Source organism: Bacillus sp. ms-22 (assembly GCF_009759805.1).
In the GTDB taxonomy this organism is placed as follows: Bacteria; Bacillota; Bacilli; order Bacillales; family Bacillaceae; genus Bacillus; species Bacillus xiamenensis.
The window spans coordinates 1,291,266-1,310,535 of record NZ_CP046653.1 but is presented as its reverse complement, the minus strand read 5'-3'; the positions used below and the strand labels follow the sequence as shown (position 1 = coordinate 1,310,535).

Here is a 19,270-nt window from a genome sequence, read left to right as displayed (position 1 = left end):
TTCATCAGCTCCGATCTATTCTTGGAAGTTGTTTGTCTAGTTCTTTATAAAGGGACAAAACTGCCTTTTGACTAAAGCCAAAGTCTGTTGGCAGAGCCGTTTCTGTTGTCACATTAAAATCGACAGCTGTTTCAAAAGGACGAATTGAAATGACAGTCGCCACGAGAAAGGCTTTTTTCGGCGTTCGTATGTTTGCGCTGATTTCACCTCGTTCTGCTGAAACAGATGTCACTTGATAGGATTCGTTGCGGGAAAGAATGGCTTCCACCGCTTGAAAAACTTGTGTATTTGTCGATTTGTAGTAATGGCTTTTCAGCTCTGACACCGGATGATGGTCAGATGTTTCCGTATGATTGGAAATGAATCGTTTTAGCTTTTGTCCTAAAGTCATACACGTATCCCCTTTGTCTTTAACCCTCTTCTTTATTTTATAAAAAAAACCTTTGTTTTCCTAGAACAAAAGTATAGTCAGGTTGGAGAATGTTGGATGCTGTGTATGAAACAAATATAAAAAGGAGCATAACACAAAGGCATTTAATGCTTTTGGCCAGCTCCCATTGCAATCTTTTTTATGTTTACAGTGCTTTGGCTTGCGCCTGTTTCACTTGTACAGGTCCCATGCCTCGAGGAATTTCGATGTTTTCTCTTGTTTCAGCACCTAGTTCATCTCCGATATGATCTGCTGCAATATTCGGATCTAGATCGCCGCAAGTATAAACATCTATGCTCGCATAACCATGTTCAGGAAAGCTGTGAATTGTCAGATGAGATTCAGAAATAATGACAACTCCACTTACTCCTTGAGGTGCAAATTTGTGAAAAGCAACCTCTCTTACTTCAGCTCCTGATTTCAAAGCTGCATTTACAAATGTTTTTTCAATAAAATCCATGTCGTTCAGTTTATCACAGTCGCATCCCCATAATTCAGAGATAACGTGACGTCCGATTGTTTCCATCATGGACCCCCCTTAAACAAGAATGAAAGAGTGAAGTTCTAAGCAGCCGGACCGGACATATACCACGGGGGAAAGTTAGTCCTAAGAGGTCCTAACCCTTTAAGTATACCCGAATGAGTCTGCGAACAAGAAGTTCACGAAAAATAGTATACTTTGTTTAGACCCATTTTGCAAGCTGTGTTTTTAGTGGGATTTTCTCTCATTTCTTGAAAAGGGACGTTCGTCTTCTTCATTTCAAACAGCAGACAGCTCTTTCATCTGTGCCCCAACAAACTTCACAAGATCGACCACCCTGCATGAATAGCCCCATTCATTGTCGTACCATGCAAGAACTTTCACTTTTCTACCTTCCATCACCATCGTTGTAAGTCCATCAACGACAGCTGAATAAGGGTTTGTGTTAAAGTCTGTGGAGACAAGCGGTTCTTCCGTGTAGTCTAAAATGCCAGCAAGAGATGTTTTTGATGCAGTTGCGAAGGCAGCATTTACCTCTTCTGCTGTCACATCTTTTTTCAAGTCGACCACAAGATCGACCATCGACACATTTGAGACTGGGACGCGTAGCGCAAGTCCATGCAATTTCCCTTTCATATGAGGAAGCACTAAAGAAAGCGCTTTAGCGGCACCCGTCGTTGTAGGAATGATGGACTGAGCACATGCTCTTGCTCGGCGCAAATCCTTGTGCGGGTTGTCGATATTTTTTTGATCATTTGTATAAGCATGAACCGTTGTCATTAAGCCGTTGTCGATGCCAAATTCATCATCTAACAGCTTGACAACTGGAGCTAAACAGTTTGTTGTACAGGATGCATTTGAAATAATGACGTGCTTTTCAGGATCAAGATCATCCTCATTGACACCCATCACAATTGTAATGTCTTCATTTTTACCTGGAGCTGTTAACACGACCTTTTTCGCTCCGGCATCTATATGACTCATCGCTTGATCTTTTGAATTAAATTTCCCAGTTGCTTCTATGACGATATCAATTCCAAGCTCTCCCCATGGAAGCTGCTTTGGATCTCTGTTATTGAGCAAAAGCACTCTTTTTCCATTGACAATCAAAGCGTCATCTTCTGCTGTCACATCACATTCGTAGCGTCCATGATTTGTGTCATATTTGATTAAATGTGCTAGTGTTTCGGCAGGATAGCTTGCGTTCACCGCTACAATTTGAATTTGATCGTCAAGCATTGCTTTTCTGAAGACCATGCGTCCAATTCTGCCAAACCCATTGATCGCTGCTTTTACCTTCATGAACAGGTCACTCCTCTATTATGTGTTATACTTAATAAATTCATTCACGAAATTAGTATATCACATTAGAATGTAATTGCCAGTATATAAACGTACATTTTCGAAAAAGGGCTGTTCTTTTCAAAGGAAATGACAAAAAAGCATAAAAAAAGAAGAGTACGTGTATGTACTCTTCAGATTGTTGACAAAGGGCTAAAATGAACTTTATTTTAGCCCTTTGTCTTCTTTTCAGCGTGAACTGAAAACCTTTGCAGTCTAGGAAGGACGAGTACCGGAGCGGAGCGAATTTGACATTCGTGAGCACCGGCACGCAGGACTGACAAAGAATGCGAGGGTTTGTCTACACGCTGAAGAGTACGTGTATGTACTCTTACTTATCTGTATGTTCCCATTCGTTTAATATGTTCTGTAATTGCTTTCTCATAAAAGCGAGATCTTTTGTGTTATCTATCACGCGGTCTGCTTTTTGGCATTTCTCCTCAAGAGGCAGCTGGGAGTGAATGCGGTTCAGCGCTTCTTCCTCGCTAAGGCCGTTGCGATTCATGAGCCTTGATAGCTGCAATTCAGGCGTCGTGTACACAACGATGATGCGGTCGACCAGCCCCTCCAGCTTGCTCTCAAATAACAGCGGGATATCGAGCACAACAAATGTTTCTTGCTGATTGATCCCTTCATCTCGCTGCTTGAGCATTTCCTTTCTGACCTCTGGATGAACGATGGCATTGAGCTGTTTTCTTTTCTCTTCGTCAGAAAAAATGATTGCTCCAAGCTGCTGCCGGTTCAATTCACCATTTGGCAGGAGGACTTTCTCACCGAAGGTTTGAACGATTTGATGAAGGGCCTTCGTTCCTTTAGAAACGACTTCTTTTGCAATGACATCTGCATCCACCACGCGGATGCCCTTCTCTTTTATCATCTGCGAGACTGTGCTTTTTCCACTAGCAATCCCGCCTGTTAATCCAATGACAAGCGTCAATTGATTTCCTCCTTTACAGCTTCCATACACCAATGAGAATAAGCAAAAACCCTGGTAAGCATGCAAGCTTATCGATCCAGCGCCAATTTGCCAAGTAATGTCCGGCACGAATCCCGATACATACAAAAAGTGAACTCATGACCGCAACCGTTATACTCATCACAATTGGAGAAAACCCTAGAATCGCTGCGCCGATCCCTGCTCCGAATGCATCAATAGATAAAGCAATCCCAAGGAGCACCGCTTCTATCCCATTGATCGTACCAGAGCGGTCAATATCTGCACTTGTCGGCTTTCGTAAAATTTGAATGACAAGACCGAGCGACTGCACTTCTACATTGACGAGTGTTCTTTCTTGAAGAAGCAAGTCACGTTCTTTCGCTGGTTTGTAAAATTGATACAACACCCAAAGCCCAATCGCAATCAAGATTCCTCCGCCAAGCTTATCGGTCACTGAGACAGGGAGGAATGTCGTCAAGAGGTTCCCAATCAGCATGGAAATCAGCAGCACAATTCCTGAACAACAGGCAATAATGACAATGGCTTTAAATGGAATCCTCATTTTGCGAAGACCATACGTAAAGCCTACAGAAAAGCTGTCAATGCTGACTGCAATAGCTAAAAACAGAAGCGAAAACGAAATCATACCTGAACTCTTCCTTTCTGTTCATGCAACGATGATCAAGAGTCTCTAGGCGTCCTTAGACTCTTCTTCACTATATGAAGAGCAGGTGGGCTGTGTGTCAGTCTACACCTCGCTGAAAAAAGAATGTTTTTTATCGTATGCATGGCAAAAAGGAAGCATGCTGATGGGCTTACCTTTATTGAGGACGTTTTTGGCAGGTCACGCAAAAATGAGTGCCTCGCCCTCCAACAACTGTTTTCTCAATGATACTTCCACATGTCTGGCACGGCTCTCCCCGCCGGTCATATACAAGAAGCTGCATTTGAAATGTGCCAATATGGCCCTGTGAATTGATGTAAGAGCGAATGGTGCTTCCTCCCGCATCAACTGCGACTTGAAGCGTGTCGATGATATGTTTGTGGAGCACCTTGCATGATTCAAGGCTTAGCTGATTTGCTTTTGTTTCTGGGTGAATGCCTGCCTTAAATAGGACTTCATCCACATAAATATTACCAAGTCCTACAACAATCTTTTGATCAAGTAAAGCTGTTTTGACCACGCGGGAGGTTTTCTTCAATTGCTCCCATAGATATGCTGGTGTAAATGCGTCTGAAAAAGGCTCATATCCGAGCTGAGACAGCGGAAGTTCTTTTTCTTCCTCCCCTGGATGAAAGAGATGCATTGTGCCAAATTTGCGTACATCATGATACCGAAGCTCGGTCCCATCTGTAAACGTAAAGACGACGTGTACATGTTTATCATAAGGATCATTTGCTTCATGTACACGGTATTTCCCTTCCATCCTTAAATGGGAGACCATCACATAGTGGTCTAAATGAAAAAGTAGGAACTTCCCTCTTCTTTCAATGGTTTGAATGGTTTCTCCTGCCATCCTTCTAGCGAACTCTTCCGGTTCCCCAGGACGTTTGATGATATTTGGCCATTTGATATCGACCGTTTCAATCGTTTTTCCTTTGACTAACCGCTTGAGAGTTCGCCGGACGGTTTCAACCTCTGGTAATTCCGGCATGCTCCTCGCTCCTTTGTTATCTCTTTATTTAGCGTCGTACCAAGATGGGCCTGAAGCAAAATCGACTTTTAGCGGCACATCGAGCTGAAGTGTGTTTTCCATCACTTCAGGGACAATTTTTTCTAGTATGGCGATTTCTTCTTTCGGTGCTTCGAAAATCAGTTCATCGTGCACCTGCAATAAAAGATTTGCCTGCAAGTTTTCTTCTTTTAGCTTTCGCACCATATCAATCATTGCTTTTTTAATGATATCTGCGGCACTGCCTTGAATTGGTGTGTTCATTGCCGTTCTTTCCGCAAAGCTTTTGATATTAAAATTACGGCTTGTGATATCCGGGATATATCGTCTGCGTTTGAGAAGCGTCGTGACATAGCCTTTTTGTTTTGCTTCCTGCACGATCTCTTCCATATATGTTTTGACGCCTTTAAAGCTTGTTAAATAGCGTTCAATAAAGGCGGCTGCTTCTTTTCTTGTAATTCCAAGGTTTTGAGAAAGGCCATAATCACTAATTCCATACACAATTCCGAAGTTGACAGCTTTGGCTTGTCTTCTCATAGAGGAAGTCACTTCTTCTTCCGAGACATGGAACACATCCATGGCTGTTTTCGTGTGAATATCCATATCCTGCGTAAAGGCTTCAATCAAGTTCTCGTCTTGAGAAATGTGCGCAAGTACACGCAGCTCGATTTGCGAATAATCCGCTGCAAACATAAGCCAGCCCTCTTTTGACGGGATAAATGCTTGTCGAATCTTTCGGCCTTCTTCTAACCGAATCGGGATGTTTTGAAGATTTGGGTCTGTAGAGCTTAGTCTTCCTGTTTGTGTAAGCGCCTGATTAAATCTTGTATGGACTTTATGGGTATCTTTGCGCGTCACTTTCATTAAGCCTTCGACATAGGTAGATTGCAGCTTGCCAATTTGGCGGTAATGCAGAATCGACCGAATGATTTCGTGCTTGTCTTCAAGCTTTTCAAGAACATCCGCAGACGTAGAGTAGCCTGTTTTGGTCTTTTTGATAATCGGCAGTCCTAATTTTTCAAATAAAATCACACCAAGCTGCTTCGGTGAATTGATGTTAAAGGTTTCTCCCGCTAAACGGTGAATGGTTTCTTCATACTCCTTCAGCTTCTTCGTTAGTTCTTCACCCATTTTCTGAAGGCGTTCAATATCCACTTTTACCCCAAGAGATTCCATTTCACCTAAGATAAGCGCAAGTGGCAGCTCTAAATCTTCATACAGCTCATGCTGATCATTTTTTTCTAACGCTTCAAGTGTCAAATCATGCAGGGCAGAAATCGCCGCTGCTTTCCGTCCAAGATGATCTTTGAGCTCATCTTCTGGCGGAATGGCCTGCTTCGCTCCTTTTCCGTATATTTTTTCATCGGAAAGGGCGATATTCAGGCCGTATTCCTTCGCCACACTTGCCACGTCCTCATAGGATTTCTGTGGATTGACGACATAGGAAGCGAGCAAGACGTCGTTATCGACACCTTTTAGATCAACACCATGCCACCTGAGGGCGACAACCGCTCTTTTGGAATCAAAGACCCATTTTTTCTTCGTTTCATCTTGCGCCCATTGTTTAAACGCTTCTGATTGAAGAGCATCTTCTTTTGTGATAAAAAACGCACCGTTTTCATTATGGATCGCAAAACCGATCAAATCTGCTTCGTGATAATTGTCTCCCAGCTGTTCTACCACAAGCGCCGCATGATCTGTCAGCATGTCCTCTGTGACATCTGTTATTTTCTTCACATCTATTTCGTCTATTTCAACTGGTTCATCTGATTCTGGCGCTTCTCCTAAACGCTCTAGCAGCGTTTGAAAGCCCAGTTCTTTATAAAGGGAGATGACCTGCTCCATGTGAGGGCCTTCATAAGCGAGATCTTTGCTTGACACATCAATTGGTGCTTCTACGAGAATCGTCGCCAGCTTTTTACTCATTACCGCTTGTTCTTTATATTCTTCAAGCTTTTCTTTTAGCTTTTTCCCGCTGACTTCGTCAATATGTTCAAGTAGATTTTCAACCGTTCCAAACTGCTTTAACAATTTGATCGCTGTTTTTTCACCAACACCAGGAACGCCTGGGATATTATCTGATGAATCTCCCATCAGTCCTTTCATGTCGATGATTTGATCTGGGCGCAGGCCATATTTCTCTTCAATATGGGCCGGTGTGTAGTATTCTACTTCAGTGATGCCTTTTTTCGTAATGGCTACCGTCGTGCGGTCTGTTGAAAGCTGTGTTAAGTCTTTATCTCCTGAGAAGATTTTGACCTCAAAGCCGTCTTTTTCTGCTTCTACAGCCAGTGTACCGATGATATCATCTGCCTCGTATTGCGGCAGCTCATACCTTTTCACCTGATATGCATCTAATAGCTCACGGATGAACGGCATTTGTTCTGATAGTTCTGGCGGTGTTTTTTGTCTTCCGCCTTTATATTCCTTAAATGTCTCGTGACGAAAGGTGGTTTTCCCCGCATCAAATGCAACAAGCATATGAGTCGGCTTCTCGTCCTCCAGCATCTTCATTAAGATCATCGCAAAGCCGTAAATGGCATTCGTATGTACGCCTTTATCATTAGATAATAGCGGCAAAGCAAAAAAAGCTCGATAGGCGAGACTGTTTCCATCCACAAGTACTAATTTCTTTTGATCTGTCATGTTTTAATCCTCCATCGACTGAGCCGGCTCAGTCGTCTCTTTCACACATTGTATGTTCATTTTATCAAAGTTTATTTTGAAAAGAAAATAGACGAGCCTGCATAAAAAAAGGGACGAAAACAACAAGTGTTTTCGTCCTTCCAAAATTGGCTCCTTGGATGAAGGGGTTCCTATTCATCCTACCAATGATTGTTTAACAAAACATGAATTCATTGTAAAGATCATGTAAATTTTGACGTCACTTTCCTTTTTACTCTATTTTGCCTTCAAACTCACTGTAAACGTCGTCCCTTTGCCTTGTTTGCTATGGACAGAAATCGTCCCTTCATGCGCCTCGACAAGGTGTTTCACAATCGCAAGGCCAAGCCCTGTACCACCAGAGTTTCTACTTCTATCTTTATCAATCCGATAAAATCTCTCAAATATTCTTGGAATCTCACTTTTTTTCATGCCGATCCCTGTATCTGCTATATCAAATTCACAGCTGTTTTTCCTCGGTCTCGCTGTAATCGTGACACTTCCTCCCTCCGGTGTATAAGTGAGGGCATTGTTGACGAGATTGAGGAAAATTTGCTTTAATCTCAGCGGGTCTGCCATGACATAGACCGGCTCTTTTGGGACACGTACTTGTAATTGAATGCCTTTTTCTGCAGCCTTTTGTTTTAGCAGCACTTCAATCTCTTGAATGATTTCTGAAGCATTGGCTTCTTGAATATTCAGCTTAAAATGCTGCTGTTCAATTTTAGAGAGATCTAGTAAATCTTGAATAAGCGTTTCTAAACGGATGCTCTCTTTTAAGATGATTGAAAGGAATTCTGTCAGCGCTTCTTTGTCATCAATGGCTCCATCGAGAAGCGTTTCGGAAAATCCTTTAATAGATGTAATCGGTGTCTTTAATTCATGTGACACGTTAGCGACAAAGTCTTTTCGCATTTGTTCTAGTTGCTTTGTTTCTGTCACATCATGAAACACAAGGACAATTCCTTTCCATTCATCATCTGTACTTAAGATCGGAACACCATCGACTTGGAAATAGCGGCGCTCGATGTCAACAGCAAGACGCAGAAACTTGCGTACTTTGGTTTCTGTCATGAAAATTTCGTCAATTAGTTCAATTACCTCTTCATGTGTAAAGGCTTCATGATACAGCTTGTGCATGTAAATATGCTTTTGCACCTTAAATTGCTTACGGAAGGTTCGATTGACCAAGTGAATATAGCCCATCTTATCAATCAAAATAATCCCTGCTCCGATGTTTTCAATGACTGTTTGCAGACGATCTCGCTGCATTTCACCAGCGCTTGTCATGTCTTGAAGGCTTTCTGCCAGACGCTTCATGGATGTATTGAGTTCACTTGTTTCAATGATCAGCTCTTCATAGTTATTCGTATCATAGTTCCCACGTTCAAGCTGTTTGGCTACCTTGGTGGCATAATCAATCGGTTTCACATACTTCATCGACATGCGGTAGCCAAAAAAGACGATGATCACGATAGCCGAGCCAAGACAAAAGGCTAATGCAAGCCAGAGCTGGCCGTCAATTTCATTTAAAGGCTGGTATGAGGCATGGAGAAATAAATATCCCGCCGGCTCGTTTTGTTTCATAATAGGGACTGCATAATGAAAAAGCGCATCCTTCTCATCATCAATAACCGTTCCTTTTGTTTGGAGGCGTTCATTTTTCAGCGTGTTTTGAATGATAGCTCTTTGCTCTGCTTGACCCGTTGTATGTATGATATTCCCCTTCACGTCCACAATCGACGCATTCATATCGAGATGCTGCTTGGCTTGATTGAGGATCTCCTGGTTCTGCTTTGCCTTCAGGTCATCCCCATTCATTGAAGAAAGGAGAAAGCTTGCTTCTTTTTCCATTCGCTGCGTTAATTTTGTTTCATAGAAAACATGAAACATATGATCCAAGAAAAGGCCAAGTGCGACAAACACAATAAAAAGGAGAAAAATGAGCCCAGAAAACAGGCGGGTTCTAATTTTACTCATTTGCCTTTGGCTCCTCCAATTTATAGCCTAAGCCACGAATGGTTTTAATATATGTTGGTTTTTTTGTGTTTTTTTCAATTTTGTCCCGCAAGTGGCTGATATGTACATCCACAATACGAGTATCACCTGCAAAGTCATAATTCCAAACCGCACTTAACAATAGATCACGCGTGAGGACACGGCCTTTATGCTTAGCCAAATAAAGCAGCAGTTCAAATTCCTTTGGCGTGAGCTCCAGACGTTCTTCTTGGAAATAGACTTCGTAATGTTCGGGTAAAATGCGCAGTTCACCAATTTTCATTTGGTCTGCAATGATCTCTTCCTTCTCCTCTTGCGAAGGGGCAGGTTGAGATTGCTGCGCTCTTCTCAAAATCGCTTTTACCCGAGCACCCACTTCTCTAGGACTGAACGGTTTTGTCATGTAATCATCGGCTCCAAGTTCAAGGCCGAGCACCTTATCAAATTCATCGTCCTTTGCTGTCAGCATTAAAATAGGGAACATCATTTTTTGAATTCTCAGCTGCTTGCACACTTCAATGCCGTCCATCTTCGGAAGCATTAAATCTAACACAATGAGATCAGGCTGTTCACTTGCCGCTTTTTCAAGCGCTTCTTCTCCGTCTCTTGCTGTGACGACATCGTAGCCCGCCCTTTCAAGGTTATAGCTTAGAAGTGTTACAATCGATTCTTCATCATCCACAACTAATATTTTTTTATTCATGTTGTGCCTCCAATTAGTGATTTCCCCTGCATCCGTTTTTTTGTATCTTATGTGAAAAGCGAGAAGTCATGCTTTCTCTTTCATTTTAACGAAAGCTTAACAAGAGGACAATTTAAAATTTCGACAAGATTTATTTTGTAAACAAAAAGAAGACTCCCCTTAAGAGAAGTCTTCTTTTTTATTCATATTAAGACAATACTTTCATGACGTTCTTAACAGACTCAACAGAGCGATCAAGCTGACTTCTTTCTTCTTCTGTCAGTTCAAGCTCAATGATCTGTTCAAGGCCGTTTCCGCCTACGATTGTTGGAACACCAAGGTAAATGCCTTCGTAGCCATATTCACCTTCAAGGTATGCAATCGTTGGGATGACGCGGCGCTGATCTTTTAAGATGGCCTCAACCATTTCAACGAGTGAAGCAGCAGGTGCATAATACGCACTACCGTTACCTAATAGGTTGACGATTTCACCGCCGCCTTTTCTTGTTCTTTCCACAATCGCATCAATTCGATCTTTAGGAATCAATGTTTCAAGCGGGATACCGCCTGCATAAGAGTAACGAACAAGCGGAACCATGTCGTCGCCATGCCCGCCAAGAACAAATCCTGTCACATCTTTAACAGATAGGTTTAGTTCTTGTGCAACGAATGTACGGAAACGGGCTGTATCAAGAATGCCTGATTGTCCGATGACCTTTTCTTTTGGTAATCCTGATTCTTTATAAACTGCATATGTCATTGCATCAACTGGGTTTGTTAACACAACGATGATCGCTTCTGGAGAATATTTGACGATTTCGCGTGTCACACTGCGCATGATTTTTTCATTTGTTGACACGAGGTCGTCACGGCTCATTCCCGGCTTTCTTGCAATTCCTGCCGTAATGACCACTACATCAGAACCGGCTGTATCTTCGTAGTTAGAAGTTCCTGTAATATTCGCATCGAAGCCTTGAACAGGGCTTGCTTCCAGCATATCAAGTGCTTTCCCTTTTGTCGGGTTTTCAAGCTGCGGGATATCAACTAATACGACATCCGCTAATTCTTTTTGAGCTGTTAGAAATGCTGTAGTGGCTCCAGTAAAGCCTGCTCCGATGACAGATACTTTTTTACGCTTGTTTGCCATTTCCCTTTTCCCCTTTAACTTTAAAGTTTAAGAATCAAGACAAGTTTTTGATGAGCTCGTCAGCGAACTCAGAACACTTCACTTCTGTTGCGCCATCCATTAATCTAGCAAAATCGTACGTGACGACTTTTGAAGCAATTGTTTTTTCAACAGATTGAATCACGAGATCAGCTGCTTCCTGCCAGCCAAGGTGCTCTAGTAAAAGCACGCCTGATAGAAGAACAGAAGACGGATTCACTTTATCAAGACCAGCATATTTTGGTGCTGTTCCGTGAGTTGCTTCAAAGATAGCGTGTCCTGTTTCGTAGTTGATGTTCGCACCCGGTGCGATACCAATTCCGCCCACTTGTGCTGCAAGTGCATCAGAGATGTAGTCTCCGTTTAAGTTCATTGTTGCCACAACATCGAACTCAGCTGGACGAGTTAAAATTTGTTGAAGGAAAATATCTGCAATGCTGTCTTTGACAATGATTTTCCCAGCAGCTTCTGCTTCACTTTGCGCTTTGTTTGCCGCGTCTTTTCCATCTTTTTCTACAATACGATCATATTGTGCCCATGTAAAGACTTTGTCGCCAAACTCTTTTTCAGCCACTTCGTAGCCCCAGTTTTTGAAGGCACCTTCTGTAAATTTCATGATATTTCCTTTGTGAACAAGTGTCACAGATTTACGACCTTGGTCGATTGCATATTGAATAGCTGCTCTGACAAGGCGAGATGTTCCTTCTTCAGAAACTGGTTTGATTCCGATACCTGAAGTTTCTGGGAAACGGATTTTATTCACACCTAATTCGTTTTTCAAGAAGTCGATTAACTTCTTCACTTCGTCTGATCCTTTTGCATACTCGATCCCTGCATAAATATCTTCTGTGTTCTCACGGAAGATAACCATATCTGTGTCTTCTGGACGTTTCACAGGAGATGGTACGCCTTTGAACCAGCGAACTGGACGTAAGCATGTGAATAAATCAAGTTCTTGTCTTAGTGCCACGTTCAATGAACGGATTCCACCACCAATTGGTGTTGTCAGTGGTCCTTTGATGGCAATTAAGTATTCACGAATGTCTTCAAGCGTTTGCTCTGGAAGCCACTCTCCAGTTTTATTGTAAGCTTTCTCACCTGCATATACTTCTTTCCAAGTGATTTGCTTTTCACCTTTATATGCTTTTTCAACAGCGGCTTCAAGAACTCTTGATGCTGCTTTCCAAATGTCAGGACCAATTCCGTCCCCTTCGATAAACGGGATAATTGGATTATTTGGTACATTCAATACGCCGCCAGTAACTGTAATTTTTTCGCCTTGTGACAATGATATTACCTCCCAGATTATGTAGTGAATATTTGAAACTTCTTGGCTTGATGTCTGCAAGCGAAGAAGTTTTTCACATGATTCATTTTTTGTTGATATGGAGGCTGATGGGTTTGTTTGGATCAGCCTCCGCTTATTCTATAAACATTAGTCTCTTTCACTGATCGGAACAAACGTTTGAAGATCAGGCCCAATGTATTCAGCTCTTGGACGGATCAGACGGTTGTTGTCATATTGCTCTAAAATGTGAGCAATCCATCCAGAGAATCGGCTGATCACGAAAATAGGTGTAAACAGGTCATGATCAATCCCAAGACTGTGATAGACAGAAGCAGAATAAAAATCAACATTCGGTGGAAGATTTTTCTCTGATGTCACGATTTCCTCTGCGCGAACAGACATTTCATACCATTTCGGCTCGCCTGTGAGGTTTGTTAAACGCTGGCTCATTTCTTTTAAATGCTTTGCACGCGGGTCACCTTTACGATATACGCGGTGGCCAAAGCCCATAATTTTTTCCTTCTTCTCTAGCTTACCATGAATATATGAATCTACGTTTTCAAGTTCGCCAATTTCTGAAAGCATCTTCATTACGCCTTCATTGGCGCCGCCATGAAGTGGTCCTTTAAGCGCACCGATAGCCGCTGTTACACCAGAGTAGATATCTGATAGTGTAGCAACACATACACGCGCTGTAAATGTCGAGGCGTTTAATTCGTGATCCGCATGTAGAATGAGGGCCTTATCAATTGCCTCAATTTCTACTGGTGATGGCTCTTCACCATTTAGCATATACAAGAAGTTCGCAGCATAGCTGTACTCTTCTTTTGGCTGTACAGGCTCAAGTCCCTTTCGAATGCGTGAAAATGCAGCGACAAGTCCAGAAATTTTCGCCTGTAATCGAATGGCTTTTCTGTAATTCGCTTCTTTGTCCATAATCTCTGATTCGTCATCTAGTAAACCTAGTAAGGATACGGCTGTACGAATCGCAGACATTGGATGAACCCCATCCATCGAGTAAGATTTAAAGTGCTCAATGATTTCTTGCGGAATATGAGCATTTTCATTGAGCTGCTGCTTTAACTCACTCAACTCTTGCTCATTCGGTAGCTTTAAGTGCCATAACAGGTAGACAATTTCTTCGAATGTAGCTTTTTCAGTTAAATCATCGATATTGTACCCTACATAAGTAAGAGTATCATCAATAATTGAGCTTACGGATGAAGTTGTTGCCACAATACCTTCAAGACCTCTTGTTGCTGTCATGTTCAATCTCCCCTTTTTAAAAAGATTCCCCTTTGTTGCAGAATTCTCGCTTTTTGAAAGCGCTATCCAACCTGAATATGCTGGCAGGTTCAAAAAAGAAAATGCTTACATTTACCTATATGGTTAGAGCGCTTTTAACCTCATTTCTCCTATGTGATCAATGAGTTCAAAATTAAGCCTATTCCCATTATAAACAATAATCAGACATTTGTTAAATGTTTAACTATAATTTTTTTTGATATTTTTTTTTCCAGCCTGCCGTTTAGGGCATGGAATAAAGGGATTTTGCTACTTTTAATATATTTAATTATGTTTTTTTGCAAAAGCTCGCGTAAGAAAAAATAAAAAAGAAAGTGACATACGCCACTCTCTTTTCATCCGCTGAAAAATTTCACAGCCTGCATCGCCAAATAGGCAATTCCTGCACCAATCAGCGGACCGACAGCCACACCTTTGAATAAACTGACGGCCAAAATGGTACCGAATACAAGCGCCGCCGTAATATGGGGATCATTTTCGAGTAGCACAATGCCGTTTTTTGCAATCAGTGCTACTAATATACCCGCTCCAAGTGCAATCCAAGCATAGGAAGATTTCATCGCTTCTCCAAGCTGTTTAAATCCAATGTCACCTGTTGCAATCGGTACAAGTACAGCGATTGTAATGATGGTTACACCCCAATTGATGCCTTTAGATTGCAGAACCGGGAAAATTTTTTGATCCAGGCCCATGAGCTTAATCACAATCAGCACAGAAACCGCTAAAATTAACGAATTGTTCTTCGCAATGAGTGCAATAACGAGTAAAAGAGCCAAAAATAAATTGGCTTGTGTCAACATATGCCGCCACTTCCTTTCTTTTTATTGCGACCTTTTCATATTACTAATCTTTTTGAATAAAATGAAGTATCGGACATGCTTGTTTTTTGGAGGGGATTGTGTGAATCACACCTATGTGGCCATTTTTCTGCGCAGTTTGATGATCATCAGCATTGCCGTTTTTGCTGTTGTCTTTTTATATCAGTCTTTTCCGTTTTTATATCCATTTTGGATTGCACTTGCCCTGTCATGTTTGATTCATCCAGCCGTATGTAAAATAGAAGAAATGACCGGGATGCCAAGAGGTTTTGTCGTCATCATTGTGCTATTGCTCTTTTTAGTGGCGGCAGCAGGTTTCATGACGCTTTTAGTGGCGGAAATCATTTCAGGAAGTGCTTATTTAGCAAAGGTTCTACCTGGCCATCTTGATCAAATGGTCAGTATTGTGGAACGGTTTTTCACTGATAAAATTCTACCTTTATATCATGATTTGACTGCTCAATTTAATACACTTCAAGCTGGTCAAAAGGAGTCTATTTTGGGACAAATTCAAGCGCTTGGCGACGAAGCAGCGGCGAAAGTCGGAGCTCTTCTTTCAAAAACACTTGAATTCATTCCGGCTTTTTTAGGTCTTTTGCCTGATGCAGCAGCGACTCTTTTATTTTCCGCACTGGCGACTTTTTTTATCACAAAAGATTGGTTTACATTAAAAAAATATGGTGCCCGTATCTTTCCCGCAAAGTGGATGCTGCATACACGCGCAATCTTATCTGAAATCAAAAAAGCCATTACTGGCTTTATGAAAGCCCAGCTTCTGCTCGTTGCCATGACCATCGGTATTGTGCTGATTGGGCTGATCATCTTAAAGGTCGAGCATGCGATTGTGATCGCTCTTTGTATTGGACTTGTCGATTTACTTCCTTACATCGGCAGCGGTACTGTTTTTCTTCCGTGGATCATTTACTCCGCCATGACAGGAAATCTTTCACTTGCCATCGGGCTAGGCATTTTGTATATCGTGGTGCTCATTCAAAGACAAATATCAGAGCCGAAAGTCTTAAGTAAATCGATTGGGCTTAATCCTTTAGCAACACTTGTGGCGCTATTTGTTGGATTAAAATGGTTTGGTTTTCTAGGACTTGCTCTAGGTCCCGCTTCTCTTGTCGTGTGGCAGGCGTTTCGTAATGCTGGTGTTTTCAGCGAAATTTATCAGTACATTCGGTATGGTATGCAAAAGTAAAAGAGACCTCAGCTGCAGGTCTCTTTAACGAATGATCGTATAACGATTGCGATTGGACATGTTTCTAAGCCAGCGCTCAAAGAGCGGCTTGATCCGTTTTCTCGTCACCGGAATGAGCAGAAAAGCCCCAATCAAATCTGATAGAAATCCAGGAATGAGCAGCAGTAATCCGCCGATAAGAATACAGAAACCATCAACAATGGTTGCCCCTGGCATCTTGCCATATTGTAAATCTCGTTGCACTTTTTGGAATGCTTCCATTCCTTGTTTTCTTGCAAAGTAAGCACCTAGTGCACTTGTCAGCACAATGACTAGCATCGTTGGTAAAATGCCAATGATTTTACTTGAGATTAAAAATAAACTAATTTCCACTGCGGGAAACAGAATGAATAATAGTAGAAAATATTTTTTCAACCATATCACCTCATGTGGTCTCTTTCATCGAAAGCTGTTGCTTTTTTTAGTGTAACATAAAAAAAGAGAGGAGTCAGACAACTCCCCTCGAGTGTGATTTAAAGGACGCTTGCACGGCCTTTGTAGATCGCTCCGCGTGATGGATCTACTGTAATTTCTTCGCCCTCTTTTAGAAGTGTTGTTGCGCTGTCAAGACCAACAATCACCGGAATGCCAAGACTGAGCCCAACGACTGCTGCATGACTTGTTAAACCGCCTTCTTCAGTGATAAGGGCAGAAGCTTTTTCTAAAGCACCCATCATATCACGATCTGTGCAGTTTGCTACAAGAATCGCACCATCGTACATTTTTTCGTCTGCTTCTTTTCCGCTTTGTGCAATGACAACCGGTCCAAATGCAGATTTGCGGCCAATTCCTTGACCCTTCGCAATGATATCGCCAACAACATACACTTTCATTAAGTTCGTTGTACCTGCTTCGCCAACTGGCACACCAGCTGTAATGACAATCAGGTCGCCATGTCTTACATAGCCAGATTCAATTGACTTTTCTACTGCATTCTCAAGCATTTCATCTGTAGAAGACGTATTTGATCCGCTCTTCGCAAATACACCGAAGACAAGAGATAGCTTTCTAGCCACTGATTCGTTTGCTGTTACTGCAACGATTGGTGCTTTTGGTCTATATTTTGAAATCATTCTCGCTGTATGACCACTCTCAGTCGGCGTCACAATCGCTGCCACATCAAGCTTCATCGCTGTATGTGCTACAGATTGACCGATGGCATCTGTAATACTGACTTCTACTTCTTCGCTTCTGCGAGAAAGAATGGCTTTATAGTTAAGTGCTTCTTCTGAACGTGATGCAATGTTATGCATCGTTTGAACAGCTTCCACTGGATATGTCCCAGCTGCTGTTTCACCAGAAAGCATAATGGCATCTGTGCCGTCAAAAATGGCATTTGCCACGTCACTTGCTTCCGCTCGAGTTGGGCGCGGGTTACGCTGCATGCTGTCCAGCATTTGAGTAGCTGTGATGACAGGCTTGCCTAAACGATTGCATTTTTTGATCAGCATTTTTTGAACAAGCGGTACTTCTTCTGCCGGGATCTCTACACCAAGATCTCCACGTGCCACCATCAAGCCGTCTGATACCTCAAGGATTTCATCAATGTTATCAACGCCCTCTTGGTTTTCAATCTTCGGAATGATTTGAATGTCAGCTGCGTTATTCTTTTCAAGCAGCTCACGAATTTCAAGAACATCAGAAGCTCGTCTAACAAAAGAAGCTGCGATGAAATCGACGCCTTGTTCAATTCCAAACAGAATATCATTGGCATCTTTTTCTGTAATACCTGGCAGGTTCACACTGACTCCTGGTACGTTCACACCTTTTTTGTTTTTGAGGGTGCCTGTATTCATGACCTTTGTGACGATTTCTTTGCGGTCCATGTTCAGTTCTTTTACCTCTAAACCAATAAGACCATCATCTAATAAAATCGTTGAACCCACTTCTACATCATGAATTAAATCTTCGTATGTCACACTGATTTTTTCCTTATTCCCAACAATGTCTTCCATACTAACGATAAGATCATCACCAGCGACTAGCTCAATTGAGCCGTTTTCAACTGTACGTGTACGGATCTCTGGACCTTTTGTGTCAAGAAGGATCGCAATGTCCTTGCCTAATGCTTTACCTGCTTTACGAATGTTTTCAATGCGTGCACCATGCTCTTCAAAATCTCCATGTGAGAAGTTTAGTCTGGCTACATTCATTCCTGCTTCAATCAATTCAGTCAGCTTTTCAATGCTTTCACTTGCTGGACCAATTGTACAAACGATTTTTGTCTTTCTCATTACTGTTCCTCCTAAGGTCTTCTCGTTTTATATAGAGAGCTCTTGTGAAAGTCGGTACATATTTTGATCGACTGTATGTTTTTTATCTAAGATTTCTAAAATATCGTGGTGAACGAGTTCATTGCTTTGAATGCCTACACAGCGTCCGCCTTTTCCTTCAAGAAGAAGTTCTACTGCATACGCTCCTAAACGGCTTGCCAGCACTCGGTCAAACGCACTTGGAGAACCTCCGCGCTGAATATGCCCTAAGACAGATACACGCGTTTCAAGGCTTGTCTCCTCTTCAATTCGCTTACCAAATTCAACACCGCTGCCTACGCCTTCTGCTACGATGATGATACTGTGCTTCTTGCCGCGCTCATGTCCTCTTCTCAACCTGGCAATAATTTCGTCCATGTCATAGTCTGCCTCAGGAATCAAAATGGATTCGGCTCCGCCCGCAAGACCTGACCAAAGGGCAATATCTCCAGCATGTCTTCCCATTACTTCAACTACGTATGTACGTTCATGAGATGTGGCTGTATCACGAATTTTATCAATGGCATCAATCACTGTATTAAGTGCCGTATCAAAGCCAATAGTGAAATCAGTACCTGGAATATCGTTATCAATCGTGCCCGGGACACCTACACATGGAAAACCGAGCTCTGTTAATTTCTTCGCTCCCATGAATGAGCCATCTCCACCGATGACAACAAGTCCTTCGATACCGAATTTTTTTAAGTTTTCAATCCCTTTTTCACGGCCTTCAACTGTCTTGAATTCAGGACATCTTGCCGTGTAAAGTTTTGTTCCTCCACGATGAATGATATCGCCTACCGAACCTATTTCGAGTTTCTCAATTTTACCGTTAATTAGACCTGAATATCCATTATAAATACCATAAACTTCAACATTATGATAAATTGCTTTTCTTACAACTGCGCGCACAGCTGCATTCATTCCTGGGGAATCCCCACCGCTCGTTAAAACTCCTATACGCTTCATCTTTTTCACCTCAGAGACCATATATGA

17 protein-coding genes are annotated in these 19,270 nt (G+C 42.1%); 1 reads left to right on the top strand and 16 read right to left on the bottom strand.

Going from position 1 to position 19,270, the window contains the following annotated elements:
• Window positions 1-4 precede the first annotated feature (4 nt).
• From GPA07_RS06840 to GPA07_RS06780, 13 genes are all read right to left on the bottom strand, one after another.
• Complete coding sequence (locus GPA07_RS06840) at window positions 5-391, bottom strand: hypothetical protein (RefSeq protein WP_008356030.1); 387 nt, start codon at window positions 389-391, stop codon at window positions 5-7.
• Between the two features lie 184 nt (window positions 392-575).
• Complete coding sequence (speD, locus tag GPA07_RS06835; RefSeq protein WP_003216492.1) at window positions 576-956, bottom strand: adenosylmethionine decarboxylase; 381 nt, start codon at window positions 954-956, stop codon at window positions 576-578.
• Between the two features lie 234 nt (window positions 957-1,190).
• Complete coding sequence (locus GPA07_RS06830) at window positions 1,191-2,213, bottom strand: glyceraldehyde-3-phosphate dehydrogenase (RefSeq protein WP_008356032.1); 1,023 nt, start codon at window positions 2,211-2,213, stop codon at window positions 1,191-1,193.
• A 370-nt stretch (window positions 2,214-2,583) separates the two neighbouring features.
• Window positions 2,584-3,189, bottom strand: coding sequence for a dephospho-CoA kinase (coaE, locus tag GPA07_RS06825; RefSeq protein WP_157292246.1), 606 nt, complete (start codon window positions 3,187-3,189; stop codon window positions 2,584-2,586).
• Window positions 3,190-3,202: 13 nt separating this feature from the next.
• Window positions 3,203-3,835, bottom strand: a complete 633-nt coding sequence (ytaF, locus tag GPA07_RS06820) for a sporulation membrane protein YtaF (protein WP_071168802.1) — start codon at window positions 3,833-3,835, stop codon at window positions 3,203-3,205.
• A 175-nt stretch (window positions 3,836-4,010) separates the two neighbouring features.
• A complete protein-coding gene (mutM, locus tag GPA07_RS06815) occupies window positions 4,011-4,844 on the bottom strand; it encodes a DNA-formamidopyrimidine glycosylase (protein WP_157292245.1) in 834 nt (277 codons plus the stop codon).
• 24 nt (window positions 4,845-4,868) lie between these two features.
• Window positions 4,869-7,508 carry a DNA polymerase I gene (gene polA / locus GPA07_RS06810; RefSeq protein ID WP_157292244.1) on the bottom strand — a complete coding sequence of 880 codons (2,640 nt, stop codon included), beginning with the start codon at window positions 7,506-7,508 and terminating at the stop codon, window positions 4,869-4,871.
• Between the two features lie 255 nt (window positions 7,509-7,763).
• Window positions 7,764-9,506 (bottom strand): two-component system histidine kinase PnpS, encoded by a 1,743-nt coding sequence (pnpS, locus tag GPA07_RS06805; protein WP_157292243.1) that lies wholly within the window; start codon window positions 9,504-9,506, stop codon window positions 7,764-7,766.
• Complete coding sequence (locus GPA07_RS06800) at window positions 9,499-10,227, bottom strand: response regulator transcription factor (protein WP_008356045.1); 729 nt, start codon at window positions 10,225-10,227, stop codon at window positions 9,499-9,501. The genes pnpS and GPA07_RS06800 overlap by 8 nt, the downstream gene beginning before the upstream one ends.
• Window positions 10,228-10,414: 187 nt before the next feature.
• Window positions 10,415-11,353, bottom strand: coding sequence for a malate dehydrogenase (mdh, locus tag GPA07_RS06795; protein ID WP_008356047.1), 939 nt, complete (start codon window positions 11,351-11,353; stop codon window positions 10,415-10,417).
• A 34-nt stretch (window positions 11,354-11,387) separates the two neighbouring features.
• The gene (gene icd, locus GPA07_RS06790; RefSeq protein WP_008356049.1) at window positions 11,388-12,659 is read right to left on the bottom strand and encodes an NADP-dependent isocitrate dehydrogenase; all 1,272 of its coding nucleotides are present in this window, start codon (window positions 12,657-12,659) and stop codon (window positions 11,388-11,390) included.
• 147 nt (window positions 12,660-12,806) lie between these two features.
• A complete protein-coding gene (citZ, locus tag GPA07_RS06785) occupies window positions 12,807-13,925 on the bottom strand; it encodes a citrate synthase (RefSeq protein WP_008356051.1) in 1,119 nt (372 codons plus the stop codon).
• Between the two features lie 374 nt (window positions 13,926-14,299).
• Complete coding sequence (locus GPA07_RS06780; protein ID WP_008356053.1) at window positions 14,300-14,764, bottom strand: DUF441 domain-containing protein; 465 nt, start codon at window positions 14,762-14,764, stop codon at window positions 14,300-14,302.
• Window positions 14,765-14,864: 100 nt separating this feature from the next.
• Between GPA07_RS06780 and ytvI the strand changes: the two genes are divergently transcribed.
• Window positions 14,865-15,983 carry a sporulation integral membrane protein YtvI gene (gene ytvI / locus GPA07_RS06775; RefSeq protein ID WP_008356055.1) on the top strand — a complete coding sequence of 373 codons (1,119 nt, stop codon included), beginning with the start codon at window positions 14,865-14,867 and terminating at the stop codon, window positions 15,981-15,983.
• A gap of 24 nt (window positions 15,984-16,007) precedes the next feature.
• On the opposite strand, the gene GPA07_RS06770 is transcribed toward ytvI, so the two are convergent.
• The 3 genes from GPA07_RS06770 to pfkA all read right to left on the bottom strand — a co-directional run bounded on the left by GPA07_RS06770 (window position 16,008) and on the right by pfkA (window position 19,243).
• Window positions 16,008-16,397 carry an FxsA family protein gene (locus tag GPA07_RS06770; RefSeq protein WP_008356057.1) on the bottom strand — a complete coding sequence of 130 codons (390 nt, stop codon included), beginning with the start codon at window positions 16,395-16,397 and terminating at the stop codon, window positions 16,008-16,010.
• A gap of 98 nt (window positions 16,398-16,495) precedes the next feature.
• Window positions 16,496-18,256: a pyruvate kinase gene (pyk, locus tag GPA07_RS06765; protein ID WP_008356060.1), complete on the bottom strand. Its 1,761-nt coding sequence runs from the start codon at window positions 18,254-18,256 to the stop codon at window positions 16,496-16,498.
• Window positions 18,257-18,283: 27 nt separating this feature from the next.
• Complete coding sequence (gene pfkA, locus GPA07_RS06760) at window positions 18,284-19,243, bottom strand: 6-phosphofructokinase (protein ID WP_008356062.1); 960 nt, start codon at window positions 19,241-19,243, stop codon at window positions 18,284-18,286.
• Window positions 19,244-19,270: the final 27 nt, after the last annotated feature.